The organism is Bacteroides sp. 2201st1_D9_2201SCRN_220225, assembly GCF_040928965.1.
Taxonomy (GTDB): Bacteria; Bacteroidota; Bacteroidia; order Bacteroidales; family Bacteroidaceae; genus Bacteroides; species Bacteroides stercoris.
Genome location: NZ_JBCODG010000023.1, coordinates 1 through 21,683, shown reverse-complemented (window position 1 = coordinate 21,683; position 21,683 = coordinate 1). Strand labels below are relative to the sequence as shown.

At 47.5% G+C, this 21,683-nt stretch carries 18 protein-coding genes and 1 pseudogene; 5 read left to right on the top strand and 14 right to left on the bottom strand.

All coding sequences use genetic code 11. The features are described 5' to 3' along the window. Nucleotides 1–476: 476 nt before the first annotated feature. The 9 genes from galE to AB5903_RS09480 all read right to left on the bottom strand — a co-directional run bounded on the left by galE (nucleotide 477) and on the right by AB5903_RS09480 (nucleotide 9,100). Nucleotides 477–1,511 carry a UDP-glucose 4-epimerase GalE gene (gene galE, locus AB5903_RS09520; RefSeq protein WP_005653903.1) on the bottom strand — a complete coding sequence of 345 codons (1,035 nt, stop codon included), beginning with the start codon at nucleotides 1,509–1,511 and terminating at the stop codon, nucleotides 477–479. A gap of 217 nt (nucleotides 1,512–1,728) precedes the next feature. After that, nucleotides 1,729–2,307, bottom strand: coding sequence for an electron transport complex subunit RsxA (rsxA, locus tag AB5903_RS09515; RefSeq protein ID WP_005653902.1), 579 nt, complete (start codon nucleotides 2,305–2,307; stop codon nucleotides 1,729–1,731). A gap of 28 nt (nucleotides 2,308–2,335) precedes the next feature. Beyond that, a complete protein-coding gene (rsxE, locus tag AB5903_RS09510) occupies nucleotides 2,336–2,920 on the bottom strand; it encodes an electron transport complex subunit RsxE (RefSeq protein ID WP_005653901.1) in 585 nt (194 codons plus the stop codon). A 15-nt stretch (nucleotides 2,921–2,935) separates the two neighbouring features. After that, nucleotides 2,936–3,622 (bottom strand): RnfABCDGE type electron transport complex subunit G, encoded by a 687-nt coding sequence (locus AB5903_RS09505; protein ID WP_237975242.1) that lies wholly within the window; start codon nucleotides 3,620–3,622, stop codon nucleotides 2,936–2,938. Further along, nucleotides 3,619–4,611, bottom strand: a complete 993-nt coding sequence (locus AB5903_RS09500) for an RnfABCDGE type electron transport complex subunit D (RefSeq protein WP_005653899.1) — start codon at nucleotides 4,609–4,611, stop codon at nucleotides 3,619–3,621. The genes AB5903_RS09505 and AB5903_RS09500 overlap by 4 nt, the downstream gene beginning before the upstream one ends. Before the next feature lie 23 nt (nucleotides 4,612–4,634). Then, on the bottom strand, nucleotides 4,635–5,972 hold the full coding sequence (gene rsxC / locus AB5903_RS09495) for an electron transport complex subunit RsxC (RefSeq protein ID WP_368117815.1): 1,338 nt from the start codon (nucleotides 5,970–5,972) through the stop codon (nucleotides 4,635–4,637). A 38-nt stretch (nucleotides 5,973–6,010) separates the two neighbouring features. Beyond that, the gene (locus AB5903_RS09490) at nucleotides 6,011–7,015 is read right to left on the bottom strand and encodes a Fe-S cluster domain-containing protein (protein WP_117666430.1); all 1,005 of its coding nucleotides are present in this window, start codon (nucleotides 7,013–7,015) and stop codon (nucleotides 6,011–6,013) included. A 38-nt stretch (nucleotides 7,016–7,053) separates the two neighbouring features. Continuing rightward, nucleotides 7,054–7,470: a SoxR reducing system RseC family protein gene (locus AB5903_RS09485; protein WP_117903694.1), complete on the bottom strand. Its 417-nt coding sequence runs from the start codon at nucleotides 7,468–7,470 to the stop codon at nucleotides 7,054–7,056. 199 nt (nucleotides 7,471–7,669) lie between these two features. Further along, nucleotides 7,670–9,100 (bottom strand): DUF3078 domain-containing protein, encoded by a 1,431-nt coding sequence (locus tag AB5903_RS09480; protein WP_118154234.1) that lies wholly within the window; start codon nucleotides 9,098–9,100, stop codon nucleotides 7,670–7,672. Nucleotides 9,101–9,307: 207 nt separating this feature from the next. Here AB5903_RS09480 and AB5903_RS09475 point away from each other — a divergent pair, with 207 nt between their 5' ends. The 4 genes from AB5903_RS09475 (at nucleotide 9,308) to AB5903_RS09460 (ending at nucleotide 16,436) form a co-directional block, all read left to right on the top strand. After that, the gene (locus AB5903_RS09475) at nucleotides 9,308–10,921 is read left to right on the top strand and encodes a CTP synthase (RefSeq protein WP_005653891.1); all 1,614 of its coding nucleotides are present in this window, start codon (nucleotides 9,308–9,310) and stop codon (nucleotides 10,919–10,921) included. Nucleotides 10,922–10,960: 39 nt separating this feature from the next. Then, on the top strand, nucleotides 10,961–12,808 hold the full coding sequence (yidC, locus tag AB5903_RS09470; RefSeq protein WP_005653889.1) for a membrane protein insertase YidC: 1,848 nt from the start codon (nucleotides 10,961–10,963) through the stop codon (nucleotides 12,806–12,808). A gap of 134 nt (nucleotides 12,809–12,942) precedes the next feature. Next, a complete protein-coding gene (locus AB5903_RS09465) occupies nucleotides 12,943–14,274 on the top strand; it encodes an MATE family efflux transporter (RefSeq protein WP_005653888.1) in 1,332 nt (443 codons plus the stop codon). Between the two features lie 44 nt (nucleotides 14,275–14,318). Then, on the top strand, nucleotides 14,319–16,436 hold the full coding sequence (locus tag AB5903_RS09460) for a S9 family peptidase (RefSeq protein ID WP_229127147.1): 2,118 nt from the start codon (nucleotides 14,319–14,321) through the stop codon (nucleotides 16,434–16,436). A gap of 95 nt (nucleotides 16,437–16,531) precedes the next feature. Here the strand turns inward: AB5903_RS09460 and AB5903_RS09455 are convergent, their stop codons facing one another. Next, nucleotides 16,532–17,638, bottom strand: a complete 1,107-nt coding sequence (locus AB5903_RS09455) for a PspC domain-containing protein (RefSeq protein WP_040315610.1) — start codon at nucleotides 17,636–17,638, stop codon at nucleotides 16,532–16,534. Nucleotides 17,639–17,696: 58 nt separating this feature from the next. After that, the gene (locus AB5903_RS09450) at nucleotides 17,697–18,023 is read right to left on the bottom strand and encodes a PadR family transcriptional regulator (protein ID WP_005653884.1); all 327 of its coding nucleotides are present in this window, start codon (nucleotides 18,021–18,023) and stop codon (nucleotides 17,697–17,699) included. Nucleotides 18,024–18,301: 278 nt separating this feature from the next. Here AB5903_RS09450 and AB5903_RS09445 point away from each other — a divergent pair, with 278 nt between their 5' ends. After that, nucleotides 18,302–18,805 (top strand): GNAT family N-acetyltransferase, encoded by a 504-nt coding sequence (locus tag AB5903_RS09445; RefSeq protein WP_016662740.1) that lies wholly within the window; start codon nucleotides 18,302–18,304, stop codon nucleotides 18,803–18,805. Nucleotides 18,806–18,938: 133 nt separating this feature from the next. On the opposite strand, the gene AB5903_RS09440 is transcribed toward AB5903_RS09445, so the two are convergent. The 3 genes and pseudogenes from AB5903_RS09440 to AB5903_RS09430 all read right to left on the bottom strand — a co-directional run. Beyond that, entirely contained in the window at nucleotides 18,939–20,501 is a 1,563-nt protein-coding gene (locus AB5903_RS09440; RefSeq protein WP_005653881.1) for a peptide MFS transporter, read from the bottom strand. 230 nt (nucleotides 20,502–20,731) lie between these two features. Further along, nucleotides 20,732–21,220 (bottom strand): Cys-tRNA(Pro) deacylase, encoded by a 489-nt coding sequence (gene ybaK / locus AB5903_RS09435; RefSeq protein ID WP_195658062.1) that lies wholly within the window; start codon nucleotides 21,218–21,220, stop codon nucleotides 20,732–20,734. A 97-nt stretch (nucleotides 21,221–21,317) separates the two neighbouring features. Continuing rightward, a pseudogene (locus tag AB5903_RS09430) lies at nucleotides 21,318–21,683 on the bottom strand (excinuclease ABC subunit UvrA); the annotation flags it as partial.

Sequence of the window (21,683 nt, the reverse complement as noted above, 5' to 3'; positions counted from 1 at the left end):
CATCGTCCAAGTTCACCTGCTCTACTAACATTTGCGCCAAACTGTTTGTTCATTCAAAATAGTTACATAAACAACTTCGCAAATGTATAAACAAATCACGTCTAATTGTTCTCCTCAAAAGCATTTTTTCTATAAATTACACTATTTTGAACGATTAATACTACAATGGGAACAATTTATTCCACACATAATAACGTTGGTTAACAATCGGTAATGCACCTAATCATAAAAATCCATCCGTATTCTCTTAAAAAATAAGCCCTGTCTCGCGACAAGGCTTATTCACAACACAAACACAAAATAAAACACGACAAAACTACTATGCAATCTTACCTGTCTATGCCGGGGAGGCATATGTACTAATTACGGATATTCACATATACATAAGCAGCGTCAGGCCGATTTGCATGTAATAAACAAATGCGGGGAAGCATTTGTTTATTTTCTGTATGTTAAAAAGTTCAAAATCTTTATTCTTATTGAATGCCTCTCTCACGAAGCTTCAACTGCCAGTTCCATGCAGAGCGTAAAGTATCTTCAATACCTACTTCCGCTTTCCAGCCCAGCTCTTCGTTTGCCAGTTTCGGGTCGGCCCACACCTTTACTATGTCTCCGGCACGGCGACCTACAATCTGGTAGTTCAGCTTCACACCGGTTGCCTTTTCAAACGCATTGATCAATTCCAATACGGAAAGACCGCGTCCGGTACCGATATTGAACACTTCCACTTTTTCCTTCTGTTTCTTCTCCAGAATACGGCGGATAGCTACAACATGAGCCTTTGCCAAATCCACCACATTGATGAAATCGCGGATACAGGAACCGTCAGGAGTATCGTAATCGTCACCGAATACACTCAATTTCTCACGGATACCGATAGCCGTCTGGGTGAGGTACGGTATCAGATTCTGCGGCACACCGTTAGGCAATTCACCGAGCAGTGCCGAAGGATGGGCGCCAATCGGGTTGAAGTAACGCAGCAGAATCGCATTGATGGGAGCACCGGAAGCAACCGTATCACGAACAATCTCTTCGTTGATTTGCTTCGTATTTCCGTACGGAGATTCCGCCTTCTTGATAGGAGCCTCTTCCGTTACGGGAAGATGGTCGGGCTGGCCGTATACAGTACAGGAAGAAGAGAATACAATGCCCTCTACTCCATGCTTCGGCATCAGTTCGAGCAGGTTTATCAAGGAAACCAAGTTGTTGCGGTAATAAAGCAACGGTTTTTCCACAGACTCTCCCACCGCCTTGCTTGCCGCAAAATGGATAATAGCCTTGATACCTTTATATTTAGCAAACACAGCGTCGAGACCGGCGTAATCCAGGCAATCCAATTTCTCGAATGCAGGACGGATGCCCGATACCTTTTCAATGTTGTCTACAACATCTGCGCTGGAGTTTGACAGATTATCGATAATAACGACTTCATAACCTGCGTTCTGAAGTTCTACCACAGTATGAGAACCAATATAGCCGGTTCCGCCTGTAACCAAGATTTTCTCTTTCATATTAATATAGATAATTTAGCTTTTAGGTTATCATTAGGCTACAAATGTAAGGAAATAAATTCATAAAGCACGTACATGACCGGTAAAAATTAATCAAAGAATATTCACCCCTGACCGTGTGCGATAACTTTGCCCATAAAAGACAAAGCGAAGAAACCACCCTCTTCTTTTACAAAGAGAACCGGTTCTTCGCTTTAGCTTAAATTCAGAGTATATCTTAGAGCTTAACTACGCCGGAGAAGCCCATGAATGCCATAGCCAGCAAACCGGCAGTAATCAAAGCTATCGGAGTTCCCTGCATGCCCTTCGGCACGTTCACCAGACTCATCTGTTCGCGCAGACCTGCAAAGAGCGTCAGCGCCAGACCGAAGCCGATAGCCGTAGAGAATGCATAAACCACACCGGTCAGCAAATCATAATCTTTCTGGATAACGAGGATAGCCACACCGAGAATACAGCAGTTCGTTGTAATCAGAGGCAAGAACACACCTAAAGCCTGGTATAAAGAAGGAGATACTTTTTTCAGGATAATCTCCACCATCTGCACCAATGCGGCAATCACAAGGATAAAGGTGATGGTTTGAAGATAGCCCAGACCGAAAGCATCGAGCACAAACTTCTGAATGAGGAACGTTACGATTGTAGCAATAGTAAGCACGAATGCCACTGCTGCCGACATGCCCAACGCCGTCTCCACTTTCTTGGATACGCCCAGAAACGGACAGATACCCAGGAATTGCGACAACACAATGTTATTGACAAAGATTGCCGAGATAAATATCAATATATATTCCATAATATCAATTCTAATTATGAATTACAAATTATGCTTTCTTGAAGCTGTTAACCAACGCAATGAGGTATCCCAAAGCAATAAACGCACCCGGTGCAAGAACAAATACCAGCATACCGTATTCTTCGGGAAGAATCGTGAGGTTGAATATCTTGCCTGTGCCCAGGAATTCGCGGACAGCACCCAATAAAGTCAATGCGATAGTAAAACCTAATCCCATACCCAAACCGTCGAAGAAAGATGCCACCGGATTATTTTTGGCAGCAAAAGCCTCGGCGCGGCCCAGTACGATACAGTTTACCACAATCAGCGGAATAAACAAGCCCAGTGTCGCATAAAGTGCGGGAACGTAAGCCTGCATCACCATTTGCAGCAGTGTTACGAACGATGCGATTACAACTATGAAAGAAGGAATACGCACCATATCCGGAATAAGGTTCTTGATAGCGGAAATCACCACATTGGAACAGATAAGCACGAACATCGTTGCCAGTCCCATACCCATACCGTTGATAGCAGATGAAGTCGTACCCAATGTAGGACACATACCAAGCAGGAGTACAAACGTAGGATTCTCTTTTACAATCCCGTTCATCAATACTTTAAAATTATTCATATCTCTACTCCTTTCTTATTTAGCACTGACAGAATCAGTGAGTTCAACTTTAATAGTAGCTCCCGTAGCCGTATTTGCTTCAGCAGCCTCTTCCACATTCTTTTGAGTAGCTCCCGTAGCGCCGTCAGCGGTATTCTGACCTGCATAGGCAGCATATGCAACGTTTACGGCATTCAGGAATGCGCGCGAAGTAATGGTTGAAGCTGTAATGGCATCTACCTTACCGCCGTCCTTACTTACTGTCAGAGAAGCTTCACCGGGATTCATACCTGTAATATCTCCCTTGTTTCCCTTCTTGAACCAGTCGGCAGCCTTGGAGCCCAATCCCGGAGTCTCCACATGCGACAGCAGCGAGTAATCGATAATCTTGCCTTCGGCATCGAAGCCTACCAATACCTTCAGCTCACCGCCAAAGCCCATGGAAGTCGCTTCAACAGCAGCACCGATGAATTTGCCTTCTTTAGTGGCGGGATACACAGCGTATTGGACACCGTTTACCTCCTGAGTCTTTTTTTCGGCAATCGGGTCATTGTCAAAACCCGGAACCACGGCGCTGACAGCATCGCTCAACGTCTTGGCATTGGCCTGCGCAATAGGTTCTTTCGTCAGTTCATTTACATAAGCCAGCAATGCTACGGATATCGCAGTAACTCCCGTAAGCACCAGCAACATATTCTTTAAGGATGATTCTAACTTTTTCATTTCTTCTTCGCTACCTCCCCAAAGCGTTTAGGTTTAACATATGTGTTGATAAGCGGAGTAAACGCATTCATAATCAGAATAGCGAACGACATACCTTCGGGATATGCACCGAACAGACGGATGATGACCGTGAGCAGACCGATACATACACCGTAAATCAACATTCCCTTATGGCTCATCGGAGAAGTTACATAATCCGTAGCCATGAAGATAGCACCCAGCATCAGACCACCGGACAGCAGTTGCACCACCGGAGATACATAGATTTCCGGATTAACCCAGTACATGATGCCGGAGAAAACGAATACCGTAGCCAAAATGGATACGGGAATGTGCCATGTAATAATCTTCTTCCACAACATATAGGCCAGTCCCAACAACAGGGCCAATGCGCTGACTTCACCCAGACAACCGCCGTTATTACCGATCAGCAAGTTGAAAGACGAGGGAAGGTCGCTCAAAGACATGCCCGGAGCACCGCTGATTACACCTTTCATTATAGCCAACGGTGTAGCAGCCGTAGTGGCATCCGTGTAAGCGGTCAGTTGTCCTACGGCAGGCCATGTGGTCATCTGCACAGGGAACGACAGCAACAGGAACACACGTCCCGCCAATGCCGGGTTAAAAGGATTACAACCCAAACCTCCGAAAGACATCTTGCCTACACCGATAGCAAACAAGGCGCCTAGAATGATAATCCAGACAGGAAGATTGGAAGGTAAGTTGAATGCCAGCAACACACCGGTGATAATAGCGGAACCGTCACAGATGGTTGTGGTTTCTTTCTTCATCAGAAATTTGCCGATAGCCCATTCAAAGAACAGACAGGCTGCTACGGAAGTAGCCGTAACAATCAGCGCGCCCAGTCCGAAAAAGTAAAGCGATACAAGAAATGCAGGAATCAATGCTATCAGCACGCCGTACATATTCTTCTGCACGCTGTCACCGCCGTGAACGTGGGGCGAAAGGGATACGATTAATTTATTCATAAGATTATACTAAATCAATTCTTTCATTTTTTTACCTGACGTGCACGTATCATCGCTCCTACCTTACCCTTACCCAAACGGATATAGTCCAGCAACGGACGGTTGGAAGGACAAGTGAACTGGCATGAGCCACACTCGATACACGACATGACATCTTCTTTTTCTACTCTTTCAAAATCGCCGTGAGCCGATACGGTAGCAAGCAAGTAGGGTTCCAGCCCCATAGGACAGGCACTCACACATTTGGCGCAACGGATACATGGCTGCACCTCACCGCGCTTGGCTTCCTTATCGTTCATAATCAGGATGCCGGAACTGCCTTTCGCAGTCGGCACATCCGTATTTACCAGCGCCTTACCCATCATCGGACCGCCGCCGATAATCTTGCCCGTATCTTCGGGCAGACCGCCGCAAGCGTCAATCAACTGCTTCATCGGCGTACCGATACGTGCCAGGAAGTTGGAAGGCTTGGACAAAGACTTGCCGGTAACGGTAATGACACGCTCAAACAGCGGTTTATTCTTCTGAACAGCCTGATATACGGCAAATGCAGTACCTACATTCTGTACAACGGCACCCGTGGAGATAGGCAATGCACCGGCAGCAACCTGGCGACTGATAACAGCGTCTATCAACTGCTTTTCACCGCCTTGCGGGTACTGCACTTTCAAGGGCACAACCTCGATACCGGCATAGCCGGCAGCTACTTTCGTCATCAGCTGGATAGCATCAGGCTTATTATTCTCAATACCGATGAATGCCTTGTTCACCTTAACGGCTTTCATCAGGATAGAAACACCTACCATGATTTCTTCGGCATGCTCCAGCATCAACTGGTGGTCGGCAGTAAGATATGGCTCGCACTCCACGGCATTGATTATGACACATTCCGCCTTGAATGCAGGCGGCGGGCACAACTTCACCTGTGTAGGAAAACAAGCGCCTCCCAAACCTACGATACCGGCATCCGCAATCTTCTTCACGATTTCCTCGGCTGTGAGATTGCACTCTTTTACCAATGTATCGGTACGGTCTATGGTCTCTTCCCACTCATCCCCCTCTACATCAATGAATACAGCCGGTTTGGCGTATCCGCTGGCATCGACGATAGTGTCGATTTTTGCGACCTTTCCGCTGACAGACGAATGGATAGCCGCTGATACGAAGCCGCCGGGTTCGGCAATCTTTGTACCTACTTTCACAACATCACCTTTAGCAACGATAGGCTTTGCAGGAGCGCCGATATGCTGGCTCAACAAGATAACGGCTTTTACCGGAATCTCTGCCTGTACGATAGGCTGATGTGCTGAAAGTTTATTTTCGTGTGGATGAACTCCACCGATTGAAAATGTCTTCAACATACAATTCTGTATTTTTAGTCGTTTAATTTCTTTTAATATTATGCTTCAGTTTTCGGAGTTTCCGGAGCAGCAGCAGTTTCAGAAGCTTGGGAAGTTTCCGCTGCTTTTTTAGGAGCTTCTGCGGGCTTTGCAGGAGTTTCCACCGGCTTCTTCGCAGCTTCCGCAACTTTCTTCACCGGCTCTACAACCTTGGAAGCAACGGCCTCTCCTTCTGCTTTCGGTTTACGCGGCGGGAAATTGAGGGCGATTATCGTACCTTGCGGACAAACTTCTTCGCATTTACGGCAAGACTTACATTTGTTCGGATCGATGTATGCCAGATTGTTCTCCAGCGTAATTGCCTCGAACGGACATACCTTTACACACTTGCCACAGCCGATACAGGCTACGGTACAGGCCTTACGGGCTACAGCACCCTTATCCTTGTTGACGCACTGCACATAAACGCGGCGGGATTTCTTGCCTTGCGGACGGATTTCGATAATATTTCTCGGACAAGCCTTGGCACATGCGCCGCAAGCAGTACACTTGCTTTCGTCCACCTCGGGAAGCCCGGTTTCGGGATTCATGCGGATAGCACCGAACTGGCAGGCAGACACACAGTCGCCACATCCCAAACAGCCAAAGCTGCATCCCGTTTCGCCACCGTAAAGAGAAGCTGCGATAGCACAGCTCTTCGCACCGTCGTATTGATTGACACGAGGGCGGTTGGCACACGTTCCGTTACATCTTACCACTGCAACCATTGGTTCGGCAGCAGCAGCATCCAATCCCAGGATTTCGGCAACTTTCGTCATGACAGGCTGTCCGCCCACCGGACAAAGTTTACCTTCCAACGAACCTGCCTTGACGCAAGCATCGGCAAATCCGCTACAACCCGGGTAACCACATCCACCGCAGTTTGCCTGAGGCAGCACGGCTGCCACTTGTGCAATTCGCGGATCTTCATACACGGCAAATTTCTTGGAAGCCACGTAAAGAATAACCGCTGCAACCAGCGCTATGGCCCCCAATGAAATTACTGCAATCAGAATTACATTCATAAATTAGTTGTTTATTAATTATTTGTTTTATGTATTAGTTAGTTCATCGGTTTTATCGAGAAAGAGAACTTCTTTCCCAATCGCGACTTGTTCAGCCACAATATATAATAATAAGGTATAAGGAGCCCTAACGAACACAGTGCAGAGACCAGTTCGTCGTGCCACATAGCCATAAAAGCAAAAAGGGAAAAGATTAAAACAAGAAAAGGAAACACAAACGCAAACAAAACCGCCATTACCCCCATAGACAATTCTCCGACAACCCATACACGGTCGCCGGGCTGATAAGAAGAACTTTCATCTATAACATCGATAAGCTTTTCTTTTGTATCGGCAGAACTGCAATGTCCCTTGATACTGCATGAAGCACATGCTGAAGTTTGAACAATCCTCACCTGAAGATGAGTGCCGTTTATGTTTTCCACAATACCCTGATGTCTTATAGTATCCGCCATTTTGCAAAGTGTGCATTACAAATCGCGGCAAATTTACGCATTATTTGCGAACTGCAAGGGATTAGAGTGCTTTTTCTGTGTACGTAAACGCTCTTTTTCCTGTTTTTCGCAGTTTTTCGCTATTTTTTCTTCTGAAAAACAAAAAAGAGCGCCCCGCTGTCAGCGGAGCGCCCCCTTTAATCATTCGCAACAGATATGGTTACCATTTGTAATTGATACCGAAGCTCAACAATTCCTTCACCTGGAAATAGCTGTCGCCTTCGGTCGGTTTGGCACTGTCATCAAAACGGGCATGCACATAAAGTTTGGTGGAGAGATAACGGTTCAGCACAAAATTAATGGTGTTTTCCCATTCAATACGTGTCCACTCGTAACTGGTCTGGAAGTCCAACCGTGAATCCAGAACGATAGAAGGTATGATAGTCCACGAAAGCGTAGGCTGTATTTGAGAACCGAAATTATGCTTGACGCACTTACCCTCGTCCAGGCCGAACTTCACTTCGTCCACCTCTTTATTGCCCACGTAGCGCAACATATAGGTCAGCGGGGCGATAAAAACAGACAAGTTAAACTTTTCCTTTTTCAGTTTATAGTCCATACCGATACTGGACGACCAATCAGCGGGTGCAAAGAATGCTGAGACCAGCTCTTCGCTATTCGCCTTGTAACTATGGCAAAACTGTGTTTTAAATTCCGTAGTAATGGTATAATACCACTTGGATGCAGCCTGAATACCCAATTTGCTATAAAGGCGGAACTGGTCGGTGCTTACCAGGTAATCGTGGAACTCATCGGAAGGAGCTGAGTTGAAACCGAACTTGGCATCCAGCATATTCTCCCACTGGAGTTTCTCCCTATCGTTATAGTTGGCAAACAACTGCAGGTTGGCAAGCAAGGAGTTCGTACTTTCACCGCCCTTATACCAGTTGTCGGAAATATAGTTTTGCGTAATCTGCAACGAACCGTTTCCACCGGTCACCCACCAGTTGGGCTTTTGTATCACGACTTCCGCCTCTTCTTTCACTCTTGCCATGTTCTCCTGGGCAAAGAGTTTCACCACGGAAGGCTTGGAAGAGATTTCCTTTTCGATATTGTCCTTGAAAAGTTTTTTCTTTTTAATCTCTTTCTCGGTCATTACCACCAAGTCCGGACGATTGACGTACGTATTCATCATCACACGGTCCACAACCCTATTCGCATTCTCTTTCGACAAGAAGCTCAATGTATCGAACGGCAAGAGCTCTTTCGTCATCGCAGGTACAGTATCCGGCTTCTGGAAAGTCCAGCCAACCTGCGACAGGCGTTCCATAGGAGCATAATAATAAGTGGTGGGAACAAACATACGGTAATAGTCCGGATTGTATGCAATATACCGTTCGGGAGTAGCCGGATCGTTCAAATAATCCAACACCCCGAAATATTTTTCATACAGCACAGAGACTGTATCCAACCGGTACCCGTTATCGCAGGGTTTCAGTTTCAATATCCAATTCTGGCTCCAAATACCCGACAATGTATCCGCATTCTCCGTTGCAGCCCGCTTTCTTGTACTCTTTGCAGCATTCTGGGCTATCACCGGAAAAGAAAGCAGTGCGGCAACCAATCCTATTAAAAAACGTCTATTCCTCATACTTTTCTTAAAATCTATATTTGAACGCAAAATTAAATCAAAATGTTCAGATTACAAAAGGTGGAAAGTGAAAGTTTATCAGAACCTTATTACGCACAGATATTCCACTTTTTATAATTGTTTTCACCAAACTGTTATGTACTTCCTCTTTTTTTTCATAATTTTGCGCTTTAATTTTTAGAGAAAACATTTAAAAACAGTATAGCTGTGGGAGAAACAAAGTATATTTTCGTCACCGGTGGCGTTGCCTCTTCATTGGGCAAAGGTATTATTTCGTCATCCATCGGTAAATTATTGCAAGCAAGAGGTTATAAAGTAACAATTCAGAAGTTCGACCCGTATATCAATATCGACCCGGGTACGCTGAACCCTTATGAACACGGAGAATGCTACGTAACGGTAGACGGCCATGAAGCCGATCTCGACCTGGGACACTACGAACGCTTCCTGGGTATCCAGACCACAAAGGCCAACAATATTACAACCGGACGTATCTACAAAAGCGTTATCGACAAAGAGCGCCGCGGCGATTATCTGGGAAAGACCATTCAGGTAATCCCTCACATTACGGATGAAATCAAGCGTAATGTAAAGCTGTTGGGCAACAAATATAAATTCGATTTCGTAATTACCGAAATCGGTGGTACGGTAGGCGACATCGAGTCTCTTCCGTACTTGGAAAGCATCCGCCAGTTGAAATGGGAGTTGGGTAAAGACGCCTTGTGCGTACACCTTACTTATGTACCCTATCTTGCAGCAGCCGGCGAATTGAAAACCAAACCGACCCAGCACTCCGTAAAAGAGTTGCAAAGCGCCGGTATCCAGCCCGATGTGCTGGTACTCCGCACGGAACATGAGTTGAGCAGTACCTTGCGCAAGAAAGTGGCCCTTTTCTGCAATGTAGACGAAAAAGCCGTTGTACAGAGCATCGATGCACCTACTATCTACGAAGTGCCTATTCTGATGCAGGCTCAGGGACTGGACGAAACTATCCTGAAGAAAATGGGACTTCCCGTGGGCGATACTCCGGGGCTGGGTCCGTGGCGCGCTTTCCTCGAACGCCGTCACAAGGCAGAAACGACCGAACCGGTACACATCGCACTGGTGGGCAAGTACGATTTGCAGGATGCCTACAAATCCATCCGCGAAGCCCTTTCACAAGCCGGAACATACAATGACCGCAAGGTATCCGTAGATTTCGTAAACAGCGAGAAGCTGACGGACGAAAACGTAGCGGAAGCATTGAAAGGCATGTCGGGCGTTCTCATCGGACCGGGCTTCGGCGAACGTGGCATTGCCGGAAAGTTCGTAGCCATCAAATATGCGCGTACACACGATATTCCGACATTCGGTATCTGCCTGGGTATGCAATGCATTGCCATTGAATTTGCCCGCAACGTACTGGGATACGCTGATGCCAATTCGCGCGAAATGGATGAAAAGACACCGCACAACGTTATCGACATCATGGAAGAGCAGAAGTCCATTACCAATATGGGCGGCACGATGCGTCTGGGCGCTTACGAATGCGTATTGCAAGAAGGCAGCAAAGCCTACGAGGCCTATGGCACGGAACACATACAGGAGCGCCACCGTCACCGCTATGAGTTCAACAACGCATATAAGGCAGAGTATGAAGCGGCCGGCATGCAGTGTACGGGCATCAATCCGGAATCGGACCTGGTGGAGATAGTAGAGATACCCGCCCTGAAATGGTTTGTCGGAACCCAGTTCCACCCCGAATACAGCAGTACCGTACTGCACCCGCATCCGCTATTTGTAGCTTTCGTAAAGGCTGCGATTGAAAACGAAACAAAGTAATCATCACTAATTAATAATTGAAAATTCATATTTGATTAAATGGATAAAAACACCATCACAGGCCTTGTCTTGATAGCAATCCTGTTAGTCGGATTCAGCTTTCTGAGCCGTCCGAGCAAGGAGCAACTGGCTGCACAGCAACGCTATTACGACTCCATAGCCCAAGTACAACAACGCGAAGCTGACCTGAAAGCAAAGGCGGAAGCTGCCTTGGCCAATGACAAAGAGGAACAGACGGCAGACTCTACCGCTCTCTTCTTCAACGCTCTTCAGGGAACCGACTCACAGGTTACAATACAAAACAATCTGGCAGAGCTGACAGTTGCCACCAAGGGCGGACGTATTTCGTCAGCTACGTTGAAAGAGTATATGGGACAGGACAAAAAGACACCTGTTACCCTATTCAGCGGCAACGATGCTTCCATGAACTTCCTTTTCTACAACAAGAAGGAAACCATACAGACGGAAAACTACTATTTTTCGGTGGTGAACCGTACGGACAGCACCGTAACCATGCGTTTGGCGGCAGACAGCGCCAGCTATATCGACTTTAAGTATGCCATGCACAATGACACCTATCTGGTAGACTTTACAATTGACGCCGTAGGTATGGCAAACAAGCTGGCAAACACCGACTATGTAGACATCGAATGGTCGCAGCGTGCACGTCAGATAGAAAAGGGATATACGTATGAGAACCGCCTGGCGGAGTTGACCTATAAAATTACCGGAGACGGAACCGATTACCTGTCTGCCGGCAAGAACGATGAGAAAGAAGTGGCAGAACGCCTGGACTGGATTGCTTTCAAGAACCAGTTCTTCTCTTCCGTATTCCTCGCCGATGCCAACTTTGAGAAAACGAAGCTGAACTCAAAGCTGGAGACACAGGGAAGCGGCTACATCAAGGATTACTCTGCCGAAATGAGCACTGCTTTCGACCCGACCGGCAAGACTCCGACGCAACTGTTCTTCTACTTCGGTCCCAACCACTACAAAACGCTGACCGCGCTCGATAAAGGACGCGAGAACAAGTGGGAGCTCAACCGCCTGGTATATCTGGGCTGGCCGTTAATCCGCTGGATAAACAAATGGTTCACCATCAACATCTTCGACTGGCTGTCCAGCTGGGGATTGAGCATGGGTATCGTTCTGCTGCTGATGACATTGATTGTAAAAGCAGTGGTATTTCCCGCAACTTGGAAAACGTACATCTCCTCTGCCAAAATGCGTGTACTGAAACCGAAAATAGACGAAATAGGCAAGAAGTATCCCAAGCAGGAAGATGCCATGAAGAAACAGCAGGAAGTGATGGCGCTTTACAGCCAATACGGCGTGAGTCCGATGGGCGGCTGTCTGCCGATGCTGATTCAGTTCCCCATTCTAATGGCATTGTTTATGTTCGTGCCGAGTGCCATCGAGCTGCGCCAGCAAAGTTTCTTGTGGGCCGATGACTTGTCCACGTACGATGCGTTCATCAATTTCCCGTTCCATATTCCGTTCCTGGGCAGTCACCTCAGCCTTTTCTGCCTGCTGATGACAGTAACGAATATCCTGAACACCAAATTTATGATGCAGCAGCAGGACACTGGCGCCAACCCGCAAATGGCAGCCATGAAATGGATGTCGTACCTGATGCCCGTTATGTTCCTGTTTATATTGAACGACTATCCTTCGGGACTGAACTACTACTACTTCATTTCGACGCTTGTCAGTGTGGTAACTACCATCATCATGCGCAAAATGACGAATGAGGAAGCGCTTCTGGCACAACTGGAAGCGAACAGGAAAGACCCGAAGAAAATGAAAAAGACCGGCTTCGCTGCCCGCCTTGAAGCTATGCAGAAGCAACAGGAGCAGATGATGAAAGAAAAGCAGAACAGGAAATAAACTTCCGTTCAAGATATTTTTTCAGAAGGAAGCCGGACAATGCACTTTGCCCGGCTTCCTTTTCCTTTTTTCGAGTATATCAGTCTCCCCCAAAAAGAGTTATCGAATGTATCCCAAAAACCTATTTATCGAATATGCAGACTAAATACACCTACAAAGAAATCTGGCTTATAGCCTACCCTATTCTCATCAGCCTGCTCATGGAGCAGATGATCGGCATGACAGACACTGCCTTCCTGGGACGCGTGGGCGAGATAGAATTAGGAGCATCCGCCATTGCAGGTATCTTCTACATAGTAATGTTCATGGTGGCATTCGGTTTCAGTATCGGAGCGCAAATTCTGATAGCACGGCGCAACGGCGAACAGCAATATAAAGAGATAGGCAACCTCTTCTACCAGGGAGTCTATTTCCAGTTGGGAATGGCAGCGGTTATGTTTGCCCTCTGTTACAGCTTCGCTCCGGTGATATTGAAACGGCTTGTCTCTTCCCAGCACATCTACGATGCGGCAATGAGCTACCTCAACTGGCGTGTCTTCGGATTCTTTTTCTCCTTTACGGCAGTGATGTTCCGTGCGTTCTTTCTGGGAACGACACAGACCAAAACGCTGACGCTGAACTCAATCGTCATGGTATTGAGCAATGTCGTATTCAACTACATCCTGATATTCGGAAAATTCGGAGTGCCGCAGCTCGGCATTGCCGGAGCCGCCATAGGCTCGTCGTTGGCGGAATTGGTGTCATTGATATTCTTCATCCTCTACACCCGTCACCGTATCGACATCCGCAAGTACGGACTGGACAAAATACCGGGTATCCGCTGGAACATACTCAAACGCATGCTCAACGTCTCTTTCTGGACGATGGTACAGAATTTCCTGTCACTCTCCACGTGGTTCCTGCTCTTCCTTTACGTAGAGCATCTGGGAGAACGTTCGCTGGCCGTTACCAACATCATCCGCAACGTATCGGGCATAATGTTCATGGTTATGATGGCATTCGCTTCAACCTGCGGATCGCTTGTCAGCAACCTTATCGGAGCAGGACACACCGACTGCGTGCCCGGTACGATACGGCAGCATATTCGCATAGCCTATGCGTTCGTGTTGCCGCTTGCCGTGTTCTTTGCGCTGTGCCCCAAGCTGATACTGAGCGTGTACACGGATATGCCGGAACTGCAAGAGGCAGCCGTTCCCTCGCTTTGGGTACTTTGCTCCGCCTATCTGTTCCTCGTACCCGCCAACGTCTATTTCCAGTCCGTATCGGGAACCGGAAACACGCGTACTGCCCTGGCCCTGGAGATGATAACACTGGTGGTTTATACCTGCTACATCACATACATCGTAGCTTATCTGAAACTGGACGTGGCATTTGCATGGACATCGGAAATTGTTTATTCCGTAGGAATCCTGGTGCTTTGCTATTTCTACATGAAGAAAGGGAAATGGAGTCTGAAGAAAATTTAAATTAATTTCCTATCTTCGTTACCGAAATAAATCTTCAAACATATATGAAACAATCAAACCTATTATTTATGTCGGCAGCAATGATGTTGGCATCCTGCGGCGGAACCAAAGACGCAGGACAGAACGGAACGCTTATCGAAAGATCGGATATAAAGATTGAAGGTAAGCGCATGACGCCCGAAGCGCTTTGGGCAATGGGCCGTATCGGCAGCGTAGCCGTATCGCCCGACGAGAAACAGATTGCTTACTCGGTAGCCTATTACAGCGTACCGGAAAACAAGAGCAACAACGAGTTGTTTGTCATGAATGCCGATGGCAGCAGCAACAGACAAATCACCCGCGACAGCTGGCAGGAAAGCCAACCCATCTGGATTAAAGACGGCAAGAAAATCGCTTTCCTCTGCAACGAAAGCGGCAGCAGCCAGGTGTGGGAGATGAATCCGGACGGTACGGAACGCAAACAGCTCACCCGGTACGAGGGAGACATCGAGGGATTCGCTTTCTCGCCCGACGGCAAGAAGCTGCTTTTCATTGCGCAGGTAAAAACCGTGCAGAGCACCGCCGACAAGCATCCCGACCTGCCTAAGGCAACCGGTATCATCGTTACCGACTTGATGTACAAGCATTGGGACGAATGGGTGACAACCGCTCCGCATCCCTTCGTTGCAGACTTCGACGGCAACGGCATCAGCAACGTACAGGATATTCTGGACGGCGAACCCTACGAAAGTCCGATGAAGCCCTGGGGCGGTATCGAGCAACTGGCCTGGAGCCCTGCTTCGGACAAAGTGACCTATACCTGCCGCAAAAAGACGGGACTGGCCTATGCCGTCTCCACCAATTCCGATATTTACATCTATGACCTTGCCACCGGGAAAACGGAAAACATCACCGAAGAGAACAAAGGGTACGATACCAATCCCCAATATTCGCCCGACGGCAAGTACATAGCCTGGCAGAGCATGGAACGCGACGGCTACGAGGCAGACCTCAACCGCCTGTTCGTCATGAACCTTGCAACCGGAGAGAAGCGTTTCGTAAGCCGCGCCTTCGAATCCAACGTAGATGCTTTCTTGTGGAACAAAGACTCGCAAAGCATATACTTCATCGGCGTATGGCACGGTGAAACGCAGATTTACAACATCGGTCTTGCCGACAATGACAGTCTGAACCGGCTTACCGACGGCATGCACGACTACGCCTCTCTCGCCCTTTGCGGTGACAAGCTCATTGCCAAGCGCCACTCCATGAGTATGGGAGATGAGATATATGCCGTAAACAACACACGCAGCGGCAATGCTTTTGCCAAGGCCGAGCAACTAACATTCGAGAACAAGCAAATCTACGACCAACTGGAGATGGGTAAAGTAGAGGCCCGCTGGATGACGACCACCGACGGCAAGCAAATGCTGACCTGGGTTATCTACCCGCCCCAATTCGACCCGAACAAGAAGTACCCCACCCTGCTCTTCTGCGAGGGAGGGCCTCAAAGCCCCGTCAGCCAGTTCTGGAGCTATCGCTGGAATTTCCAGATTATGGCTGCCAACGACTATATCATCGTAGCCCCCAACCGCCGCGGTCTTCCGGGCTTCGGTGTAGAGTGGAATGAAGCCATCAGCGGCGATTACGGCGGCCAGTGCATGAAAGACTACTTCACAGCCATCGACGAAATGGCAAAAGAACCGTTTGTCGACAAAGACCGCCTGGGTTGTGTAGGCGCCAGCTTCGGAGGCTTCTCCGTTTACTGGCTTGCCGGACATCACGACAAACGCTTCAAGGCATTCATCGCCCACGACGGTATATTCAACATGGAAATGCAGTATCTGGAGACAGAGGAAAAATGGTTTGCCAACTGGGATATGGGCGGCGCATACTGGGAAAAGGACAACGCCACAGCCCAACGTACATTTGCCAACTCCCCCCACCTCTTCGTAGATAAATGGGACACCCCTATCCTCTGCATTCATGGCGAAAAGGATTTCCGCATCCTTGCCAACCAGGCAATGGCTGCCTTTGACGCCGCCGTAATGCGCGGTGTTCCTGCCGAACTGCTTATCTATCCCGATGAGAACCACTGGGTGCTGAAACCGCAAAACGGCGTTCTGTGGCAGCGCACATTCTTTGAATGGCTGGATAAGTGGCTGAAGCCTGCAAAACAATAAAGAAAGCAGATAAAAAAGAATATGAAAAAAGAAAGCCGGCACATCGTTGCAGTGATGTTGCCGGCTTCTTTTTTTCTATGTCATGCCTCCGCTTGTCAGACCAGCACGCCCAATATCGGGAATGTCGCTCCCTGCATTGCGAAGCAGATGCCAAAGACACATGCACTTACAATCCAAAGAATGACCAATGTCCATTTCAGGCCGGAAACCATAGGCTGCCACTTGAATATCTGGCTGAATATCATCCAAACGAGGCTTACCAACGGAATGCCCACTACCAGGATACCTGCAATATACATCACAATGGCCGATAACGGAGAAGCAGGCAATACTACATTAAAAGTAGGGAACATCGAGATAAGTGCTGCCCCACCGCCGATGGCCACCATTACGGCAGCAAAAAGCAGGGCTACGAACACCACTCCGAACACAAACAGCAGCGGACTGCAGATGATAGCGAATATCACCAGGCAGATTTTAAGGAACAGCCCCACCACCATAACCAGGGCATCGCCCAGTTTCTGCAGGAAAGTGCGAGGCTTGTCGGACCTCATATAATCGTTCACACCGTTTGCCACCTTCTCAAAACCGCCGGTCACCGTCTTACCTATATTATCCACCGTAACCGCCTCGCCCCGCATACTCAGTTTCTCGGCTGCCGTGCGGGCTTCCGGAACGATTATCCAGCAAATGATATAGGCGGGTATCAGGAGCTTGAATCCGAAAATCATGATTATTACAAGCACCAGACGCAACATCGTCACGTCCCAACCCCAATAGGCAGCCAATCCGCTCACCACACCGCCCAACATCTTATCGTCGGGATTGCGATAGAAATGGTGAGACACTTTCTCCGCAGTTGCGGAAGCGCCTGCACCTGTATTGCCGGCATGGTTGCTGCCGTCCCAACTGCCGCTTCCGGAAGCGGCATCTCCTGCATCAGGCTCCAGTTCCTCCGGCTTTCCCATGCGGGCAATCACTTCTTCCACATAGGCAATGGTAATCACCTGCGAACCCGCAGCAAGCTTCTCCGTAAAAAGCTCGGAGATACGGCGTTCAATATCATCGATTATCTCGTCTGCACCGGCTTCCTTACGGAAATGTATCTTCAGGTTGCTTAAATAATTATCCAAAAGGCGGTAGGCATCTTCATCGATATGAAAAACCGTTCCTCCTAAATTTACCGTTAATGTCTTTTTCATCGTTATATGTTTTTTATTTATTCTTTCATTACTCTTCAATAGCCCAACATGCTTCACGCTAATTGTTGGCAATATGATTGACCGTATCGCTCAGTTCGCGCCAGGACACCTCCAGCTCACCCAGAAAAGCTTCTCCTTTTGCGGTCAGCCTATAGTATTTGCGAGGCGGTCCCTGCGTGGACTCTATCCATTCGTAACTCAGCAAATCATCGTTCTTCAAACGGGTGAGCAGCGGATAGAGCGTACCTTCCACCACAATGAGCCTCGCTTCCTTCAGTTTCTGTATAATATCCGAAGCATAAGCCGGCTCTTTATGGAGCAACAGCATGATACAATATTCAAGCATGCCCTTGCGCATCTGCGACTTTACATTATTAACGTCCATAATTCGTATATGTTATTAAATGGTTTGACTGTTTACAACAAAAATGCCATACCTGCATCCTTTGTATGGCACAAATATATGTATTATCTTAGTACCTTGTATTACAAAGTACCTTACATTAATATTATTTAAGAGTATATATGACCGGAGGGCAACCCGGGCTGTGCCTGTCGCACCCGCAATATTCCCGTTGATATGCCACAAATAATTACAGTTTAGTTTCTGTTTGAAACAAAGTATGCTATATTTGCATCATATTAATATAAACGCAGCAAAACATGTTTACCATCAGAAAAGCAACAAGCGCCGATTGCGGGTTAATCCATAAACTCGCCTGGCAGATATTTCCCGAAACTTACAAAGAAATTCTTTCGAAAGAACAAATCGAATATATGATGGAATGGATGTACTCCTTAGAGAGCATCCGCCAACAGATGGAAGAAGAGGGGCATGTGTACCTCATTGCCTGTGAGGAGTGCGAAGCGGCGGGTTATGTATCTGTACAGCAACAGGGAAAAGACCTGTTTCACCTGCAAAAGATTTATGTGCTTCCTTATTATCAGGGCGCACACTGCGGGAGTTTCCTGTTTAGCGAAGCTGTGAAATACATCAGGGATGTGCATCCCGCCCCGTGCATCATGGAACTGAACGTAAACCGCAACAACAAAGCGGTAGGTTTTTACGAGCACATGGGGATGAAGAAATCCAGAGAGGGAGATTTTCCGATAGGAAACGGATACTATATGAACGACTACATCATGCAGTTGAAAATCGAAGAATAAGCAGCGGACCGCATTATGGAATCCAAAGGGCTACACTGCGTTTCCAAAGAGCTACATTACGTTTCTAAAGGGCTACATTATAACTGTAAAGGTCAACTCTGCAATTCCAAAGTTGACCTCTACGTTTTCTCTATTATTTCGCTACTCTCTCCAGCCATTTAACCATTGAGAGCATCACAATCATGGAAGCGCCCGTTGCACCCACGAAAACCAACCAGCATGCCCAGATTGGAACAGTGGTATAAAGGATACCGCCAACGAAAAGCAGCGAATTACCTACTGCCGTTGCAGCCAGCCAGCAACCCTGCATCAGACCCTGCAAATGAGGGGGAGCCACCTTGGACACGAAAGACAGTCCCAGCGGTGAGATGAACAACTCGGCAACCGTAAGGATGAAATACAAACCTATCATAATCCACGGAGTCACACGGATGGCATTGATTTCGGCGGCACTCATCGTGCTCAACGCATCTTTGGCAGGCAAAGTGAACGAGAATATCATCAGGAACACGTATGCCAGTGCCGCAATACCCATACCAATGGCAATCTTCATCGGAGTGGACGGTTCTTTATCCTTTTTCTTCAATGCGCCGAACAGCCACATGATAAACGGAGTGAGGAATACCACAAAGAACGGGTTTACGCACTGGAATATTTCAGCACCCTTGATGCGGGTAAAGCCAAGGTCAATATCGATTACGCTCAAGTCTACATAGTCGCGTGCAAAGTAAGTCAGCGAATAACCGTTCTGGTGGAACGACAGCCAGAAGAAAATTACCACACCGAACACTGCGAACAGGGCATAAATACGCTGTTTGATTTCGGCTGCGCTCATCTTGATTTCTTCTTTGCTTACGGTAGCATTCTGTTCCTTGGCAGCTACAACCTTCTTTGCCGGGTCGGGGAAACGGTTCTTGTTGACCAGGTAGATTACCAATGAAATCAACATGGCAACAATGGCAGCCATGAAAGCGTATTGGAAACCGCGGTTAAACACATCCAGGTAGTTGTTGACAAACGCACCCATATCAGCCACATGGCTGCCGTCGAGCGTAACCTTGTCTGCCAGAGCCGTAAGATTCTCCATAGCCTGGGGAGCCATCTTGTCGCCCTCTTTAAGGAATTGGTGACAAAGTTCGGGCAAAGTGGCATCATAGTCGAAGTTGTTGACCTTCAGCCACCAGTTGCGCACACCGATAGCAATCCACGGAGCGAAGAAACCGCCGATGTTAATGAACATGTAGAATATCTGGAAACCGGAGTCGCGCAGGCTTGAGTACTTGGGATCATCGTACATCTGACCCACCAATGCCTGAAGATTACCCTTGAACAGACCGTTACCGAAAGCAATGACCAGAAGTCCGAAACAAGTCAGTCCCAGGTAAAGTCCCATGCTGGGAACAGGCGTAGGAGTAGGAATGGCAATAATCAGATAACCCACCGCCATCATCACCAGACCGGCAAGGATAGTGCCTTTGAAGTTTTTAGTCTTATCGGCAATGATACCGCCTGCCAATGCCAGAATATAGATAGATGCATAGAACGCGGAATAGATATATCCGGTAGTCGTTTCAGACAGCCCGAACTTCGCCGAGATAAACAGTGTAAGGATTGCCATCATAATATAGAAGCCGAAACGCTCTCCCATATTAGCCAAAGCGGCAGCAATCAAACCATTAGGGTGCTTGCTAAACATAAAAATAAGTTTTTGTAAATTAGTAATTAGTATTAGTTTATTTATATTTTTTGCAAATATATACTTTTCATCGAGATTTCCGGTAAGAAAACGAAATATCTCTTGCCGGAAATCAGGTTTTTAATATCCCTTTCACGAAAAAAGCCGGAAAAAGCGTGTGAATAATTACACTATGACAATCTGTGCCGGAAAAAGCATTAAAATCACATAATCCCTCATGCTTACACACCTCATGCCTCGAAAAGCCTGCAAACCTCAGCGTGTACCTCCTTTATCAAATCCTTCGGATTGAGTTTGAGCTGCAACCCGCGCTGCCCGGCACTGATGTAGATATAGGAGAATTGCAGGCAGGTTTCGTGAATATAGGTAGGGAAAGGCTTTTTCATGCCGATAGGCGAACAACCGCCGCGGATATACCCCGTCAGCGGAAGCAGTTCCTTCATCGGAATAAGGTCGCACTTCTTGTTTCCGGACACCTTGGCAGCCAACTTCAGGTCTACTTCGTGCTCTCCGGGAATGACGCACACAAAATAACCGGTTTTATCGCCATACAATATCAGTGTTTTAAATACCTGCTCTATATCCTCTCCCAAACTGGCAGCCACGTGTATGGCACTCAAATCTTTCTCATCCACCTCATAAGGAATGAGCTCGTAGGCAATCTTTGCCTTATCAAGCAGCCGGGCTGCATTTGTCTTGTTGATTTTATTTTCTTTCATCACAAACTATAATTGCAGACAGGCGAAAAGCATCCCGTTGCAGAAAGACGGTTTGCCGTCCGATGCCTTTCACCCGTCATCTTTCTTTCAGACTATTTTAAAGATGAAGTTCTTCTTTCAGGAACTTCGGGGTATATCCTTTCGTGCTCATCGCCACCTCTTCGGGCGTGCCGCAAGAGAGAAGCTCTCCCCCGCCCTTACCGCCTTCGGGTCCCATGTCGATGATATAATCCGCCATTTTGATGACATCGAGGTTATGCTCGATAACGATAACCGTGTTGCCTTTATCGACCAATTTATTCAATACATTCATCAGGACGCGGATATCCTCAAAGTGCAGTCCGGTAGTAGGTTCGTCAAGAATATAAAGCGTCTTGCCCGTATCCCGCTTGGAGAGTTCGGTGGCCAACTTCACACGCTGGCTCTCGCCACCGGAAAGCGTGGTGGAAGACTGCCCCAGTTT